Consider the following 16,403-nt stretch of genomic DNA (forward strand, 5'->3'; position numbering starts at 1 on the left):
TGCGATCGCGGGTAATGGCCATGGCCGGCCTGCTGGCCTGCATTTCCTTCGCTTCCGCCGCCCAGCCCCGCACGCTGCAGGTTTCGGCCGAGGGCGCGGTGCAGCGCGCCGGCACCTTGCAGCTGCCCGATGGCAGCCGGTTCGACGACGCCGTCGTGGCCGCGATGCCGCGCCGTGATGCCTATGCCCTGGGCGCCTCGGTCTTCCGCAGGGATGAACTTGCCCGGCAGGTCAGGCTGCGCGCCGGCCTGCTCCATGACCTGGAATCCCTGGCCACGGCCACCGAAGCGCCGCCCGCCGTGGCCGCACGCGCCCGTGCCCTGCATGCCTGGGTCTCCGCCTTGCCGGCCACCGGCCGGCTGCCGCTGGAAGGCAACCCGCGGCGGCTGGAGGCGAGCAAGGGCGACCGCAACCGCCTGCTTGCCGATGGCGACCGCTTCCACTTTCCGAAGCGCCCGGCAACGGTGACCATCGTCGGCGCCGTGCTCCAACCCTGCGCGGTGGCGCATGTGCCGTTGCGCGACGCGGCCGATTACCTGCGCGATTGCACGGTGGATGGTGAGGCGGCCAACCGCGACGTGATCCACGTGGTGCAGCCCGACGGCAGCATCCACGAACTCGGTATTGCCCTGTGGAACCGCAGCGAGCCGCTGGCCCTCGCGCCGGGTGCCATCGTCTATGTGCCGCTGCGCGCACGCGCCACGGAGAAGTTCGCGCCCGAGCTGGATGGCGCGATGACCGCCTTCCTCGCCACCCTGCCCCTGCCCCACGACGGGTTGGTGACGCCATGAGCCGCAACAACCTCCGCCGCCGCGCCCTGCCCGCCCTGAGCCTGCTCAACCTGGCGGTATGCGGCGGGCTGCATGCCGAGGTACCGGCCACGCAGAACGACTGGGGCGGCATCGGCTTGCTGCAGACGCCTACAGCGCGCATGGCTGAGGAGGGCGAGTTTGCTTTTACCGCAAGCCATACCTCGCCCTATAGCCGCTACAGCGTAGCGATGCAGCCGTTCCCCTGGTTCGAGGGCATTTACCGCTATGCCAATGTCCAGGGCGTCAGGTACGGCCCGGAGTGGTTCAGCGGCGACCAGAACTACAAAGACAAGTCCATCGACTTCAAGATCCGCCTGTGGGAGGAAGGGCGCTGGCTGCCAGAGGTCGCGGTAGGCGCGCGCGATATCGGTGGTACCGGGCTGTTCTCCAGCGAGTACGTGGTTGCCAACAAGCGCTTCGGCTCCATCGATGCCAGCCTCGGCCTGGCGACAGGTTACCTGGGCAGCAATGGCGGCATCGCCAACCCGATCGGCTGGATCGACGAGGACTTCAAGACCCGTCCGCGTGCCAGCAGCGATATCACCCAGGCGGGCAAATTCGGCTTGCGCTACCTGCTGCACGGCCCGGTTGGCGTGTTTGGTGGCGTTTCATGGCAGACCCCCTGGGAGCCGCTACTGGTTAAGTTGGAATACGACGGTCATGACTACAGCGACGAAGTCCGCGTCGGCCGGCTGGAGCAGGATTCGCGCATCAACGTGGGCCTGCTTTACGCCCCCAAGCCAGGCGTGCGGATCACGGTGGGCTGGGAGCGCGGCAACGAGCTGCTCGCCACGCTTACCTTGCGCGGCAACCTGAAGAACACGCCGCGCCCGACCCGCTGGCTGGACCCGCCGAAGCCCCCGCTTCGCAGCGAAGTCGCCAGGAACGCGGGCGCGTCCGCAAGCTCCAACATTCCGGCCGATGCAACCGGCAGCGCGCCACAAGGCGCTGATGCCGAGGCAATCGCAGCATCAAACAACCACCCTCTCCTGCCAGGCCATACCTGGGAGAGCGTGGATGTGGAGCTGCGCCGCAGCGCTGGCTTCTACGTGCAGAAGGTCGAGGTCAACGACCACGAGGTGATCCTGCACGGCCCCCAGCTGAAGTTTTTCTCCCCGACCGAGGGCCTCGGGCGGGCGGCGCGCGCGCTGGATACGGCGATCGATCCCAGCGTCGACTGGGTCACGCTGGAATACACGCGGCAAAACATGCCGATCGCGCAGAGCAGCGTCTCTCGTAATGCGCTCAACGCCTATGCGCAGGGCGATATCGACCTGACGGAGATGGCGCGCCATGTGGAGGTCAATCCGCCCGGCAGCTCACGCGAGGGCGAGGTGGTCTACGAGGGGCCGAAGGGACGGCTCTTTGACTACCACGTCTCCCCCGGGCTGAACGAGATCATTGGCGGCCCCGACGGTTTCTTCCTGTACCAGCTGACCGCGAACCTGCACACGAGCCTGCGGGTCAATGACAGCACTTGGCTTACCGCCACCACGGCGGTGGACGTGCACAACAACTTCCGCAAGTTCAAGTACGACGCCCCGAGCAACCTGCCGCGCGTCCGCACCGACATCCGCCACTACGTCACCACCTCCGACGTCACCATCCCGAACTTCCAGGTCACCACGGTGCATGCACTGGGCCGTGACCTGTATGGCATGGCCTATGCGGGCCTGCTGGAGATGATGTACGGCGGCGTGGGCGGCGAGTTGCTGTACCGTCCCGTCGGCCAGCGCTGGGCACTGGGCGTGGAGGCCAACTGGGTCAAGCAGCGCGACTTCGACCAGAAGTTCTCGTTCCGCGACTACGAGGTCGCGACCGGACACGCGACGCTTTACACCCACTTCGGCGACGACGGCCGCGTCCAGGTGGCCACCTCGGCTGGACGCTACCTGGCCGGCGACTGGGGCGTGACCCTGGATGTTTCGCGCATGTTCCGCAATGGCGTGGTAATGGGCGCGTTCGCCACCAAGACCGATGTCTCGTCGGCGGAGTTTGGCGAAGGCAGCTTTGACAAGGGCATTTACCTGTCCGTGCCGATGGACTTGCTGCTCCCCCGGTCCAGCCAAGTGCGTTCGCGCCTGATGTGGCATCCGCTGGTACGCGATGGTGGCGCACGCCTGCAGCGCAAGTACAGCCTCTATTCGCTCACCGGCGAACGCAACAGCCACTTTTACTTTGACAATATTGAATACATAGATCCATAACACGTTGACATAGCCTCCCAGACTGGATGAGCGGGAGGCACAAACTAAGGACTTGCAAGACTTGATGCTGCAATGCAACATCAAGTCTCCCCAACCGGCGCCTGCCGGAAACGCACAAGGATGAAGGGGAAATACCATGCTGCTCATGCCAATCAGGTCGGAAACCAGTGCCCCACCTCGGACGGCGAGCAAGTTCACGGCCGCCATCGGTGCGCTGATACGAATCGCGGACCCGCTGATCCTCGTTGGCGGTGCGCTGCTGGCGTACCGCATCCGCTTCGGTACCTGGCACTTGCAGAAGGACTACGTCAGCCTGGTGGTGATCACCACGCTGTTCGGCCTGCTGATCTTCGGGTCCTCCTCCCTCTACCGCAGCTGGCGTGGCCGCGGCCTTGGCGCCGAGCTGATGCATCTGGGCCTGTGCTGGTTGCTGATCTGCACCGGGGTTCTGTTCTACACGACCCTGATCCAGATGATCGGCGAACTGTCGCGGCTGTGGCTGGGCGCCTGGTTCGGCCTGAGCCTGGCCGGCGCCGCCTCCATCCGCATCGTGTTGCGCGGCTGCGCCTCGTGGGCCCGTGCACGCGGTATGGACCTGCGTACCGCCGTGATCGTGGGTGGCAACCCGGATGCACAGCGCATCGTCGACACGCTGCATCGCAATCCCTGGATGGGCATCAAGGTTGTCGGCTGGTTTGCCACCAGCTCCGACCGCTGCGCATTGCACGGCATCCGCCCCATGGGCCGGGTGGACCGGCTGGCCACCTTCGTGGAGGCCCGGCACATCGACCAGGTCTGGATTGCCCTGCCCATGCGCGAGCAGGGCCAGATCGCCTACGTGTTGCGGCAGCTGGATTTCTCCACCGCGGACATCAAGCTGCTGCCCGACCTGTTCGGCCTGCAGCTGCTGAACCATTCGGTGGAGCAGATTGGCGGCCTTCCGGTGCTGAACCTGCGCTCCAGCCCACTGGATGGCCCGGCCCATCTGGTCAAGGCCACCATGGACAAGGTGCTGGCCTCGCTGATCCTGCTAATGATCTCGCCGCTGATGATCGCGATCGCCATCGGCGTGAAGCTCAGTTCGCCCGGACCGGTGTTCTTCCGCCAGCTGCGCCACGGCCTGGGCGGCAAGCCCATCGAGGTGTGGAAGTTCCGCAGCATGCGGGTGCACCAGGAGGAAGACGGCAAGGTCACCCAGGCGCGCAAGAATGATTCCCGCGTGACGCCGTTCGGCGCCTTCCTGCGCCGCACCAGCCTGGACGAGCTGCCGCAGTTCATCAACGTCCTGCAGGGCTCGATGTCCATCGTCGGCCCGCGGCCACACGCGATCGCGCACAACGAGCAGTACAAGACCCTGGTGGACCGCTACATGCAGCGCCACCGGGTCAAGCCCGGCATCACCGGCTGGGCCCAGGTGAACGGCCTCCGCGGTGAAACCGATACGGTCGAGAAAATGGCCCGCCGCGTGGAGTACGACCTGTACTACATGCAGAACTGGTCGCCCTGGTTCGACCTGCGGATCGTGTTGCTGACCGTCTTCAAGGGCTTCATCAACAAGAACGCGTACTGAGGCCTTCCCCGGGCCTTTCAAAGCAACAGGAGCAATCGATGAAGATCGCAGTCGCCGGCACCGGTTATGTCGGCCTCTCCAACGCTGTGCTGCTTGCGCAGAACCACACCGTCGTGGCGCTGGACATCAATGCCAGCCGGGTGGACCTGATCAACGCGCGCAAGTCGCCGATCGAGGACCGCGAGATCGAGGACTTCCTGGCCAACCGCGAGCTGGACCTCACTGCCACGCTGGACAAGCAGCAGGCGTACGAGGGCGCGGACTTCGTGATCATCGCCACGCCGACCGATTACGACCCGCAGACCAACTACTTCAACACCGCCTCGGTCGAGTCGGTGATCCGTGACGTGATAGCGATCAACCCGGCCGCGGTGATGGTGATCAAGTCGACCATCCCGGTGGGCTTCACCCGCCGGATCAGTGAGGAACTGGGCACGACCAACGTGATCTTCTCGCCGGAGTTCCTGCGCGAGGGCCGCGCCCTGCACGACAACCTGCACCCCAGCCGCATCGTGGTGGGCGAACGCTCCGAACGCGGCGAACGCTTCGCAGCCCTGCTGCAGGAAGGTGCGGTGACCAAGGACGTGCCGGTGCTGTACACCGACGCTACCGAGGCCGAGGCCATCAAGCTGTTCGCCAACACCTACCTGGCAATGCGGGTGGCCTACTTCAATGAGCTGGACACCTATGCCTGCACCCACGGGCTGGATACGCGCCAGATCATCGAGGGCGTGTGCCTGGATCCACGCATCGGCGACCACTACAACAACCCCAGCTTCGGCTACGGCGGCTATTGCCTGCCGAAGGACACCAAGCAGCTGCTGGCCAACTACAGCCAGGTGCCGCAGCACCTGATCCGCGCGATCGTGGATTCAAACCGCACGCGCAAGGACTACATTGCAGAGCAGATCATCGCCCGCAATCCCCGCATCGTCGGCATCTACCGACTGGTGATGAAGGCGGGCTCAGACAATTTCCGTGCTTCAGCCATCCAAGGAGTCATGAAGCGCATCAAGGCGAAGGGAATTGAAGTGATCGTGTACGAGCCGGTCCTCGACGAGCCGGAGTTCTACCGGTCCGAGGTTGTCAGCGACCTTCAAGAGTTCAAGCAGCGTGCGGATTTGATAGTCGCCAACCGGCTTACCGAAGATCTACGGGATGTCGCGGACAGGATTTATACCCGTGATCTTTTCGGCGCTGACTAAAGGATGTGGAAAACACAATGAATGCCAAAGTCCGGTTTGGGGACTTCACCATTGACTGCTTGTCACGCAACGAGCTCGTGGAGCTTGCCCTGCGCGACTGTGAGGACGGCAGCGCGACACGCCTCGTATTCGATGCCAATGGCCACGGAATGTCACTGGCCAGAACCAACGATGCCTACCGGGAAGCGGTCCAAAAGGCCGACATCGTTCATGCAGACGGCGGATTTCTGGTCACGCTGTCCAAAAAACTTGGCCTTCCGGCGATCCCGGAGCGCAGCGCAACCACTGACATGATCCACGACTTCGCGCGCGCCTTCAGCGGGACCAGGCACGGGTTCTATCTCCTCGGCGGGGAAGAAGACGTCAACGCCCGTTGCGCCAGTATTCTGGGAGCGCAATATCCCGACCTGAAGATATCCGGACGCCGCAACGGGTTTTTCTCGGAGGATGAAGAGCTCCAGGTAATCGATCGGATAAACGCCAGCGGCGCATCCGTCCTCTGGGTCGGCCTCGGGAAGCCCAAGGAGCAGGAGTTCTGTGTGCGCTGGCGCGACAGGCTCGACGCCAGGTGGGTCATCACTTGTGGCGGCTGCTACAACTACATAACGGGCGACTACGGACGCGCGCCGATGTGGATGCAGCAGGCTAACCTGGAGTGGCTCCATCGCATGGCGTCAAACCCGAGGAAGCTGTTCTGGCGATATGCCGTCACGACTCCCCATGCCATGTGGATCGCCCTTCGAGAGCATGGCTCTCACTAATTCGTAGACCCTAGGACCGAGCATGTACGCAATCATCAACGGCGGAACGCCCCCGCGCGGGCGCGTTCGCGTCAGTGGCGCGAAGAACTCCGCAACCCGCTTGCTTTCGGCTGCGCTTCTTAGCGACGACGTTGTCGAACTGTCCAACTTCCCCACACAGCTTGTGGACGTTGGCCACAAGATCCGCTTCTGCCAGCGGCTAGGCGCAAATATCAGCATCGATCACCGCGCTGAGCAGCTGAGCATTGATGCTTCCGCACTTCGTGCACAGCTCCTCTCCCGCGAAGAGTTCGACATTCCCATTCGCACAACGTACCTGCTTGCCGCTGGCCAGGTGATCCGGTCCGGACTTGCGCGGGTTCCCTATCCCGGAGGCTGTCCAATTGGCGGCGGAAGTGGCGGCGGACGGGGCTACGACCTGCACATGATGGTTTGGAAGGATCTGGGCGCGCAGGTGATCGAGCGCGACGACCACATCGAGGTCAGTGCCCCCAACGGCTTCGCCGCCGGTACGATCAACTTCCCGATCAGCACTGTAGGCGGCACCGAGAACGCCCTCCTGTGCGCCAGTGTCGCGACGGGCCAAACACAGATCTTCAACGCCTACATTACGCCGGAAGTCGAGGATCTCATCGCCCTGCTTCGCCGCATGGGCGCCGAGATTTCGGTGTTCGGCACCAGTCACATCGTCGTGGATGGCCGGGGGGGGAAGCTGTCGGGAGCGCGGATGCCGGTCATGACCGACGTATCGAGGCACTCACTTGGGTCGTGTACGCGATCTTGGCCGGGGGGGAGATCACCATCGACCAGGTGCCGTTCTCGTCCATGGAAGTTCCGCTCCTCCATGTAGAGCACGCGGGTGTCGATCTCTTCAAGAACTCCCAGTCCATCCACGTCACCCCGGAATGCCTCAAGTCCGGCGCAGTGCAGCCTTTCGAGCTCGCATGCGGCGCCCACCCCGGTGTGATCTCGGACATGCAGGCGTTCTATGTGATGCTCGGCCTCGCCGCCTCCGGAACATCGCGAATTTTCGATTACCGATATCCCGAGCGGATTGCGTTCGTCCAGGAACTGGCAAAGCTGGTGGACGGCGATCATCTGCACGCCGAGCGCGGCAAGATCACCGTCCGCGGGCCAGCCCACTTCAAGGCGGGTGTTGCGGACTCAACCGATCTTCGCGGAAGCATGGCCGTCGTAATCGCCGCACTTTGCGCCAACGGTGAATCGAAGATCCTCAACGTGCAGATGGCGCTGCGCGGCTACAACGACTTGGATGGCAAGCTACAACAGCTTGGCGCGCGCATTTCGATCTTCGACGAGACCGAATAATGAATTCCGCAGGCCAGCTTGCAGCATTATTGTCCAGAGAATTGCCTGGGCAGGTCCATGAGCATGTGCGCTTGGCTGACGTGTCGCGCTGGAGAATCGGCGGGCCCGCCGCTGTGTTTGTGGAGCCAACTTCGTCCAAGGCCGCTGCTCGAGTCATGGCGATCATGGCTGAGCGCCCCGAGCCGCTGTTCCTCATGGGTGACGCTTCCAATACCCTTTTCGACGACGCCGGATTTTCAGGCGTAATCATGCGGATTGGGCGGAATCTGTCGTCGTATCGGATCACCTCAAACAGCATCTGGGCGCAGGCTGGCATCTGGGTTCCACGCCTTGCATCAGCGGCGGGTGATGCTGGCCTGAGTGGTATCGAGCACACGATTGGAATACCTGGCACGCTTGGTGGCCTCATCGTGATGAACGGGGGCAGCCAACGGAAGGGTATTGGCCTGAACGTCAAGGAGGTTCTTTGCGCAGATGAAGCTGGGCACATGTTTCGACTTGACCGGGAAGCTTGTGGATTCGCGTATAGAACTTCATCACTGCAATCGCGACGGGTTGCCATTCTAGAGGCTACCCTCGAACTTGAGCATGGTCAGCGCAGGTCGATTCGGAGAGAGCTGCTTGGGATCTTGCGTGAGCGCCGTGGAAAGTTCCCCCAGAAGCTGCCCAACTGCGGCTCAACTTTTCTCTCAGACCCAGAGATGTACAAGCATATCGGGCCTCCAGGACGCGCCATCGAGGAAGCCGGGCTAAAGGGCCTCAGAAAAGGCGGGGCCTGCATCTCGGCTCTACATGCAAACTTCATCATCAACGAAGGAGGCGCAACCTCGGACGACGTACTCGGCCTTATTGCCTTGATCAGAAACGAGGTCTTTCAGCGAACCGGGTACCTAATGAATTGCGAGGTTCGGCACCTAAGTCCGGAGGGTCGCCTGCGGCCGGCGCACGAAGCGGCAATCGAGAGGTGGCCTGAGCCGCCGCTCAGGATTGCAGATTCATGAGTAGCTTGCTCAACGACGCCTTCAGCATCCTCTTTGCGCGTGGGTTTATAAGAGTCGCGCAGCTGCTGTCATTCCTTCTCCTTGCACGCTTTCTCACCCCACAGGAGTTCGGGTGGTTTGGGCTAGTAACCACCACTATCGGGTTAGCAGCGACCTTAGGCAGTCTCGGCTTTCGCCAGTCTATTGCTTACCAAGTCGGCCGGAACGAGATGACTGCAGGCGAGGGTGCGGCAACGCTGCTGGTTACTTGGCCACCGCTAGCCCTTGCCGCTTCACTTATTGCCATTACATTTTCCCCGGCAGACGGAGCCTTCTTAAGCCCGTTATCGTCCGCAACAGCTATTGCTGTCGGCGTTGGTTGCACGATGCTCGTAATGATGCTTCAGGGCCTGCTTCTCGCAGGCGGTCAGATTAAGCAATTCAGCACAACAGAAACATTACCGCGGGCCCTACTTGCCGCATTTTCTGTTGGGCTTGCAGCGCTCGGCCTCGCAACTGCTGAAACCGCGGTATGGGCCCATTCGCTTAGCTTCGCACTTACCATTCCGGTAGCCCTCTCCCTTGGGGGAATAACACTTCCTCAACTTCGCGTAAGGATAGACAGACTGCCTAGCCTGATAGGCTACGGGGTGGGATTTGCACTCAACCTCTTCCTAATCACACTATGCGCTCGCGTGAGCATGTTCATCATCGAACCAACCCATGGAGCCGCATCCGCCGGTAACTTTTTCGCAGCAGCACGAATAAATGACATCGTTCTGGAGGCAGCGACGGCGTTGGGACTCGCAGTTTTCTCCCGCTCCGTCAGGAACTCGGATACGTCCTCAGTCGCACAGAAGACAGCGAAGATCGCGTGCGGGGTTTTTTGGACCTTCACCATTTTTGCCGCCATCCCTGCAGTGCTTTTTCCCCTCCTCGTGCCGCTGGTAATAGGGTCAGGATACGAAGAATCAGGACGTTTGCTTCAGGTTCTTGCCATTGGCCTTGGCGCGGCGGCGGCGAATAAAATCATCTATCCAGCCTTGGCCGGCCAAGGGAAGCCCTGGTTCGGCACAGCCGTTATCTTAATAAGCTTAGCAGTAAACGTGATCCTATCCCTAGTCCTTATCCCAAAATTTGGCGCCCTGGGCGGCGCGGCAGCCCTCGTGATCGGCCAGTACACCATGTTTGCCGGCTATATTGCGACCTGCGTAGCCTTATTCAGTATTCGCGCCAAAAATTTTCTTGCTCCTTCACGACAAGATATACGCACTGTCGTGCGTTTTATCGTTGATAGATTTCCCGGTTCGAGCAAATGACCGTGGCCATAAACACTTACACCACTCTATCAAACCGGACGCGCTGGTCTATTCGGTTCGCAATTTTGGTGATGATGCTATATGAGTTCCAGTCTCCCCGAATCTTCGGAGAAATAAGGCTCGCCAGCGCTGCGTCCACCTGTCTTGCGGCCATGATGCTACTGGGTCGCTTGCCACTAATCCCCAAATACCTGCGAACCCTGCTGGCCCCCCCACTTGTCTTTCTGTTTATCTATTATGCGATAAATATATCCTCAGTCGCTTGGTCATATGCTCCAACCAATTCAATTACACACAGCCTAACTCTGTTCATCTTCCTCCTCCTCGCCCTTACGTATGCGGGAGTAGACCCTGACCAGTTCGCAGGTGAGGTCGTTAAAGTGACCTTCGTTTTGGCAGTCGTTTCCTGGTTAATGGTGCTACTCGTGCCTAACATCGGCGCGCTGCCGGACATTGTCTGGCGCATCAATGGACCAATGATCCACCCTCAGCGCCTATCGTTGCTTCTATCTCTTGCACTCATTTGCCTCACCCTTATTTTCTTGAGGGGACAGCGAGTGCTTTCCAAGCGCTTCGGAATAATCGCGCTCGTTGTACTTTCAGTCACCCTATTAGCTACCCAAACTCGAGCATTCACGTTTTTTTGCATCGCATCAATCGGATACATCTTCTTCTGGAAGATGAACTATTCCATACGCGCGCTCATGCTCATTGGTGCGGGTGTAATTGTATTTCTGGTGGTCTCCAATTGGGATTATGTCCTTAATGCGATATCGCGCGACGGCTCCAATACGATGACCTTATCTGGTCGGACCGTCGCGTGGTCAAATGCGATCGAAATGATCCGCCAGCGTCCCATGTTGGGATATGGATTCGCATCATTCAACACTAGCTTGACCCAGCACTTCTTCGCGTCCGGTTACATCATTCCTCATGCGCACAATACCTGGGTGAATGCGATGTTTGAGACGGGCTTTGTCGGCGCGACTGCAATGACACTCTTCGTATTGACAGCGCTCTTCACAAGGAGGTTTGCCGATCCTTCGTATGGCGAATCTCTTATGTTTTGGGTCATCCTTTCAGGGCTTACTGGATTAATATTCGGGGGGAAGGTTAATCCATCTGCCGCGATAGTTACAGTTATCGTCGCGCAAAGCAGTTTCCAGGCTCGCCGACGCAAGCTCCAATGGGTTCTTAAGCAATCATGATCGCCAACATCATTCACGACCTGAAACACTCTCCCGAAACTAGGGTTCGGGTGGCGTATGTGATATCCGTTGTATCGTCTGACGGCACCGGTGTTGGCGGTAGCTATCGCAGCCTTCTTGCATTGGCTCAAGGAATGAGATCCGCCGGTCAAGATGCGAAGATCTTTGTGCTTGGCGATGTCTTCCCGAGTGCCTATCAGAATCTTGACCTGCCGGTTGAATTTGTCGAGTTCAGAAATCCCCTCGATTACTTTCCCGCAATTTGCTCACGAATCTGCGCATACGCGCCGACTCACATCCATGCATTCGACAACAAATCATACTTCTTTTCGCGCCTTGTAGCGCGGAAATTGGATGTGCCTTCGATTTTAACCCGTGCCGGGGGACCCAACCCTACTCGTTACTTTCCGTATGCACGAGATGTGGTCGCGTTCAGCGAGGAGAACGCCTCCTATTTCCGAAATCTGCCTAAACTTCGCGCATCGAGCATTCATCTTATTCCCAATCGGATTCTCGATTTTGATCTATGTGCGGCGAAGGAGTCCGAGCTACGCGAGCGTCTTGCCATTGATGGGAGCGAACTAGTCGTATTACGTGTCTGCCGCATCGGGTTGGCTTACGAGGAATCCGTGCGACAAGCGGCAAACCTGGTCCGCAAACTCAATGCAGCGTCAATTCCATCCCGGCTGGTGGTGCTTGGCACGATTCAGGACGCCGAGAGCTACGCGCGCCTGCAGCGGATTCAAGATATAAGGATCGACTTCGTCCTTGACCGCAAATTTACGTTCAATGCGAACGAGCTGATTGGGTTAGGTGATATCGTGGTGGGCGTGGGTCGAGGGTTCATGGAAGCTGCGCTGCATGGGATGATTGTTTTAGCCCCCGTGTCCGGATGTGATGTTCCCGCTCTGGTTCTGCCCGAAAACTTCGATCATCTTTCAAGGACGAACTTTTCTCCCCGAGGTTTCATTCCCGAATTTGACGAATCGAAGAATTTTTCGGAGCTCCTCCTCATTCTTCGCAACAAGGACAGGGAAACTTCTCATCGCAATTTCGTGCGATCGATCGCAAAAGCGCGTTTTTCGGTGATGGAGGGCGTGCGGCGACATCTTCAGCTTTACCTGGCGCGAAATAATCATGGCGACACAAGAGTCTTAGACGTGGCGTTGAACTTCATCGTCGTTCTTCGCTTTTATGTGCCTATCGTAATACGTCGAGGTTTTTCCATGATGCGACGCACGTCGGCCCCCACCACTAGCAATTGACGAACCAGGAATCCGAGAAGAATGTACAGCGTTGGCATCTTGTCCATGCATCGAATCTTCAACTATGGCTCCTTCCTGCAGGGCTATGGCTTAAGACAGCTCATCGGTGATCTTGCGCCCCGCTCCTCTATTGAGTTTCTCGATTATCGCCCCGGTGCGCCCCTTGTAGCATCCGACGACGGCAATGCTCGCGGGCTTGTGCGGATCAGAAAGAAGCTTGCGGGGTATGGAAAGGTTGAAGCTCGGCTGGCCGACAAGATTCGCTTCTTCAATCACAAAAGAACCTACGCCAAGCGCTACTTTCCGCTTCTCGGCCTGTCGCCCACGCCTAATCTCAATTATAAAGTTGACTTGCAGATCATAGGGAGCGACGAAGTCTTTAATTGCGTTCAAGCAAACGCCAATGTTGGCTACAGCCGCGACTTGTTTGGTCACGATTCACCTGCAAAGCGGCTTATTTCGTATGCAGGCTCTTTTGGCAACACGACGCTCGAGAAGCTTCGCAAATACGGGCTTACCAAAGAGCTGAGCGAAGATTTTGCTCGCTTTGCGGACATTTCGGTGCGGGACGAGAACTCACGCCACATTATCCATGAGTTGACCGGCCGGGAGCCTTCGGTGAATGTTGACCCCGTATTGGCTTATGACTACATAAATGAATGTAGCCATATTCCTTTGGCGCGAATCCACAGCCGGCCGTACATGATCGTATACGGCTACGCCGGGCGCTTCACCTCTGAGGAGAACGCTGCGATTCGGTCCTACGCCAAAGACAAAGGCTACGAGATCCTTTGTATCGGGGGGATACAAGAGTGCTGTGACCGGTTTGTTGATTGCACTCCTTTTGAGGTGCTTGCCTTGTTCCGCGACGCTGAGGCCATCGTCACTGATACATTCCATGGCTCAATCTTCTCCATCATCAATGAGAAGAAGTTCCTGACGGTTATTCGTCGCAGTCATGGCGAAGGCTACGGCAATGAGGAGAAGCTTCAGTATCTTCTGAATTCGTTGGCCTTGGGCGATCGCGGAAGTTATTCGGCAAGCACGGCCAGTTTACACGAAGTGCTGTCATCTAGTATCGATTATGGGCCAACTCGCGATCGCCTTTCGGAAGCGAGGCGGCAGGCTCGCGCTTATTTGTCGCGCAATCTTGAGGGCACACAGGGCCATGCATAAGGAATCAGGCGCGCAGGCGATTATCCGTGAACTGGAGGGAGGGTATTCCATCCAAAGTGGCGTGTTCTCAGCCGTCAACTCGAAGGTTACGGTAGCGCTCAACCCACTTGGCCAGTTCGAAGCCAAGGTTGATCCTGCGGCCTTGTCGGCTTCAGAGCTTGAAGCGCTCGCGCGCGTGAGCGCGATGTCCAATCCGGACTTGGACGAAGATGTCTTGGGCAAGATACTTTTTGGGGCCGTGCCAGGTATTAGGCATGAGCGCCTGCTGGGCTACTACTCCCAGATTTACGCCGGGTACGTCAAGACAGGCGACTTTCGGGCGACTTCCAGCTCCGGTGGGCTAGCCACCTGGCTCCTAGTGCAACTTGTTGAAAAGGGGCTAGTCGACGGCGTCATCCATGTTCAACCCTCAGGGGGCGAGGATGGATTGCTGTTCAGGTACGCGATTTCGACGACAGTGGCGCAGGTACGTGCGGGCGCCAAGTCCCGCTACTATCCTATGGATCTGTCACAGGTACTGCGCGCGGCCAAGGAAGCTGGCGGGCGGTATGCCGTTACCGGTATTCCGAGCTTCATCATGGAGCTCAGGCTTCTGGCTGAGCACGATCCGGACTTCAAACACGCCATTGCGTACACGGTGGGCCTCATTTGCGGTCACCAAAAGAGCACCAAGTACGCGGAGGCGATTGCGTGGGAGCACGGGATAAAGCCGGGATCTCTTCGCTCCGTCGACTTCCGGAAAAAGATCGAAGGTAAGTCCGCAGATGAGTACATAACGGAGTTGAAGGGTTTGGTCGGGGGCACCGAGACGACCCTAGCCAAGGAGGCGACCGAAGTATTTGTCAGTAGCTGGAGCCACGGGTTTTTCAAGGCGAAGTTTTCAGACTTCACCGATGACCTGTTCAACGAGACCGCAGACGTGGCGCTTGGCGATGCATGGCTGCCGCAGTATGCAGGCGACTACAGGGGCACCAACCTGGTCATCGTGCGCAATCCGGTCATCGCTAAAATAATCGACGACGGCCTTGCAGCGGGCGACCTGCACCTGGATGTTCTTAGCCCGGAGTTGGCAGTCCGTTCCCAGCCGGGACTAGTCCGGCATGCGTATGACGAGCTTCCATACCGCCTCGCAAGGGCAGATAGAAGGGGCGCGTGGCGCCCTGCCAAACGGGTTGGCGCAAGCGAGGACATTCCGTTCCTCCGCAAAAAGATCCAAGACGTCCGGGAGCAGATCGCGGAGCAAAGCCACATCCATTACCAGCGTGCCGTCGAACTGGACGACTGGTCGTATTTTGTCAGGAAGATGAAGCCGCTCGTTGACAGGCACAGCTTGCTTTATGCCATAACTGACGCCCGGCGCATCCTTGGGAAAGGCCTCCCTTACTTGGCAAAGCGCGCGTTCAGAGGAATCAGGCGGCGATTTGGCCTTACTGATTCCCCCCGCTGAACCTGAGATCCCGCCATGCATTTTCTCGTCTGCGGCGGCGCTGGCTACATCGGCAGCCACATGGCGCAGTGGCTGGCCGCACAGGGCCACCAGGTCACGGTGCTGGACAACCTTTCCACCGGCCACCGCGAAGCGGTGCGGTGGGGTGAGCTGGTGGAGGCCGACCTGCTGGACCCCGCCTCCCTGGAGAGGGCATTTGCCGGCGGCAGGATCGATGCGGTGATGCACTTCTGCGCCTCCTCCCTGGTCGGGGAGTCGGTGCGCGAGCCCTACGCCTACTACCGCAACAACGTCGCCGGCACCCTCAACCTGCTGGAGGCCATGCGTCGCCATGGCGTGGAGCGGCTGGTGTTCTCCTCGACCGCGGCGGTGTTTGGAAACCCGGTCAGTGAACTGATCGACGAGGACCACCCCAAGTCACCGATCAATCCCTACGGTGCCAGCAAGCTGATGGTCGAGCGCATCCTGGCCGACGCCGCCAGTGCCTACGGCCTGCGCTCCATCGCCCTGCGCTACTTCAACGCCGCCGGCGCGCTGCCGCAGCACGGCATCGGCGAGGCGCACGCCTGCGAGACCCACCTGATCCCCAACGTGCTCAAGGCCGCGCTGGGCCACGGCCCGGCACTGAAGGTGTTCGGCGAGGACTACCCGACCCCGGACGGCACCTGCGTGCGCGACTATGTGCACGTGCAGGACCTGGCACAGGCCCACGCCCTGGCGCTGGACTACATGGACACGCATCCCGGTGCGCATGCCTTCAACCTGGGCAATGGCCGCGGGTTCTCGGTGCGCGAGGTGATCGCCGCGGCCGCCGAGGTGGCAGGTCGCGATATCCCCTGCGAGGCGGCGCCCCGCCGGGCGGGTGACCCGGCGGTGCTGGTCGCCTCCAGCGTCCGCGCCCGGCGTGAACTGGGCTGGTCACCCGAATGGACGGACCTGCACGCGATCATCGAAAGCGCCTGGGGCTGGCACCGCGACCAGGCATTCTGAGGGTCCAAGCCCGGGAACAGTTTCACCTGTCGCTTTTTTATCCAATCTTCACGCGCTAAGAGTGGCGCACCCGCCGTCGGCGGGTGCTCCCGTAAGCTTCCCCGTCAAGCAGGCATTTCAAAAGTAGAACTTCC

The 16,403-nt window shown here is 59.8% G+C and carries 12 protein-coding genes and 1 pseudogene; all 13 read left to right on the top strand.

Annotation, left to right across the window (positions count from 1 at the left end; all coding sequences use genetic code 11):
* Positions 1 to 20: 20 nt before the first annotated feature.
* The 13 genes and pseudogenes from B351_RS0105900 to galE all read left to right on the top strand — a co-directional run bounded on the left by B351_RS0105900 (position 21) and on the right by galE (position 16,269).
* Positions 21 to 791, top strand: coding sequence for a capsule biosynthesis GfcC family protein (locus tag B351_RS0105900; protein ID WP_198006203.1), 771 nt, complete (start codon positions 21 to 23; stop codon positions 789 to 791).
* A complete protein-coding gene (locus B351_RS0105905; RefSeq protein WP_019398123.1) occupies positions 788 to 3,019 on the top strand; it encodes a YjbH domain-containing protein in 2,232 nt (743 codons plus the stop codon). The genes B351_RS0105900 and B351_RS0105905 overlap by 4 nt, the downstream gene beginning before the upstream one ends.
* Before the next feature lie 145 nt (positions 3,020 to 3,164).
* The gene (locus B351_RS0105910) at positions 3,165 to 4,589 is read left to right on the top strand and encodes an undecaprenyl-phosphate glucose phosphotransferase (RefSeq protein WP_232207896.1); all 1,425 of its coding nucleotides are present in this window, start codon (positions 3,165 to 3,167) and stop codon (positions 4,587 to 4,589) included.
* A 38-nt stretch (positions 4,590 to 4,627) separates the two neighbouring features.
* Positions 4,628 to 5,794, top strand: a complete 1,167-nt coding sequence (locus B351_RS0105915; RefSeq protein WP_019398125.1) for a nucleotide sugar dehydrogenase — start codon at positions 4,628 to 4,630, stop codon at positions 5,792 to 5,794.
* A gap of 17 nt (positions 5,795 to 5,811) precedes the next feature.
* Positions 5,812 to 6,555, top strand: coding sequence for a WecB/TagA/CpsF family glycosyltransferase (locus B351_RS0105920; RefSeq protein ID WP_019398126.1), 744 nt, complete (start codon positions 5,812 to 5,814; stop codon positions 6,553 to 6,555).
* 22 nt (positions 6,556 to 6,577) lie between these two features.
* Positions 6,578 to 7,884, top strand: a pseudogene (locus B351_RS17960) (UDP-N-acetylglucosamine 1-carboxyvinyltransferase).
* On the top strand, positions 7,884 to 8,885 hold the full coding sequence (gene murB, locus B351_RS17070) for a UDP-N-acetylmuramate dehydrogenase (protein WP_050992148.1): 1,002 nt from the start codon (positions 7,884 to 7,886) through the stop codon (positions 8,883 to 8,885). The pseudogene B351_RS17960 and the gene murB overlap by 1 nt, the downstream one beginning before the upstream one ends.
* Positions 8,882 to 10,183 (top strand): oligosaccharide flippase family protein, encoded by a 1,302-nt coding sequence (locus B351_RS17255; protein ID WP_083852400.1) that lies wholly within the window; start codon positions 8,882 to 8,884, stop codon positions 10,181 to 10,183. The genes murB and B351_RS17255 overlap by 4 nt, the downstream gene beginning before the upstream one ends.
* On the top strand, positions 10,180 to 11,391 hold the full coding sequence (locus B351_RS17260; RefSeq protein WP_083852401.1) for an O-antigen ligase: 1,212 nt from the start codon (positions 10,180 to 10,182) through the stop codon (positions 11,389 to 11,391). The genes B351_RS17255 and B351_RS17260 overlap by 4 nt, the downstream gene beginning before the upstream one ends.
* Positions 11,388 to 12,656 (top strand): hypothetical protein, encoded by a 1,269-nt coding sequence (locus B351_RS17590; RefSeq protein WP_156810429.1) that lies wholly within the window; start codon positions 11,388 to 11,390, stop codon positions 12,654 to 12,656. The genes B351_RS17260 and B351_RS17590 overlap by 4 nt, the downstream gene beginning before the upstream one ends.
* A 21-nt stretch (positions 12,657 to 12,677) precedes the next feature.
* Positions 12,678 to 13,832 carry a polysaccharide pyruvyl transferase family protein gene (locus B351_RS17265; RefSeq protein WP_039731015.1) on the top strand — a complete coding sequence of 385 codons (1,155 nt, stop codon included), beginning with the start codon at positions 12,678 to 12,680 and terminating at the stop codon, positions 13,830 to 13,832.
* Complete coding sequence (locus tag B351_RS16305) at positions 13,825 to 15,279, top strand: Coenzyme F420 hydrogenase/dehydrogenase, beta subunit C-terminal domain (protein ID WP_198006205.1); 1,455 nt, start codon at positions 13,825 to 13,827, stop codon at positions 15,277 to 15,279. Before B351_RS17265 ends, B351_RS16305 begins: the two co-directional genes overlap by 8 nt.
* 15 nt (positions 15,280 to 15,294) lie before the next feature.
* A complete protein-coding gene (gene galE, locus B351_RS0105935) occupies positions 15,295 to 16,269 on the top strand; it encodes a UDP-glucose 4-epimerase GalE (protein WP_019398129.1) in 975 nt (324 codons plus the stop codon).
* The last annotated feature ends 134 nt before the right edge of the window (positions 16,270 to 16,403 follow it).

Origin of the sequence: Pseudoxanthomonas sp. GW2 (genome assembly GCF_000283075.1) — a bacterium.
Classification (GTDB): Bacteria; Pseudomonadota; Gammaproteobacteria; order Xanthomonadales; family Xanthomonadaceae; genus Pseudoxanthomonas.

Coding starts and splice junctions, on each gene's coding strand:
- B351_RS0105900 (WP_198006203.1), top strand. CDS start 21: ATGGCCGGCCTGCTGGCCTGCATTTCCTTCGCTTCCGCCGCCCAGCCC.
- B351_RS0105905 (WP_019398123.1), top strand. CDS start 788: ATGAGCCGCAACAACCTCCGCCGCCGCGCCCTGCCCGCCCTGAGCCTG.
- B351_RS0105910 (WP_232207896.1), top strand. CDS start 3,165: ATGCCAATCAGGTCGGAAACCAGTGCCCCACCTCGGACGGCGAGCAAG.
- B351_RS0105915 (WP_019398125.1), top strand. CDS start 4,628: ATGAAGATCGCAGTCGCCGGCACCGGTTATGTCGGCCTCTCCAACGCT.
- B351_RS0105920 (WP_019398126.1), top strand. CDS start 5,812: ATGAATGCCAAAGTCCGGTTTGGGGACTTCACCATTGACTGCTTGTCA.
- murB (WP_050992148.1), top strand. CDS start 7,884: ATGAATTCCGCAGGCCAGCTTGCAGCATTATTGTCCAGAGAATTGCCT.
- B351_RS17255 (WP_083852400.1), top strand. CDS start 8,882: ATGAGTAGCTTGCTCAACGACGCCTTCAGCATCCTCTTTGCGCGTGGG.
- B351_RS17260 (WP_083852401.1), top strand. CDS start 10,180: ATGACCGTGGCCATAAACACTTACACCACTCTATCAAACCGGACGCGC.
- B351_RS17590 (WP_156810429.1), top strand. CDS start 11,388: ATGATCGCCAACATCATTCACGACCTGAAACACTCTCCCGAAACTAGG.
- B351_RS17265 (WP_039731015.1), top strand. CDS start 12,678: ATGTACAGCGTTGGCATCTTGTCCATGCATCGAATCTTCAACTATGGC.
- B351_RS16305 (WP_198006205.1), top strand. CDS start 13,825: ATGCATAAGGAATCAGGCGCGCAGGCGATTATCCGTGAACTGGAGGGA.
- galE (WP_019398129.1), top strand. CDS start 15,295: ATGCATTTTCTCGTCTGCGGCGGCGCTGGCTACATCGGCAGCCACATG.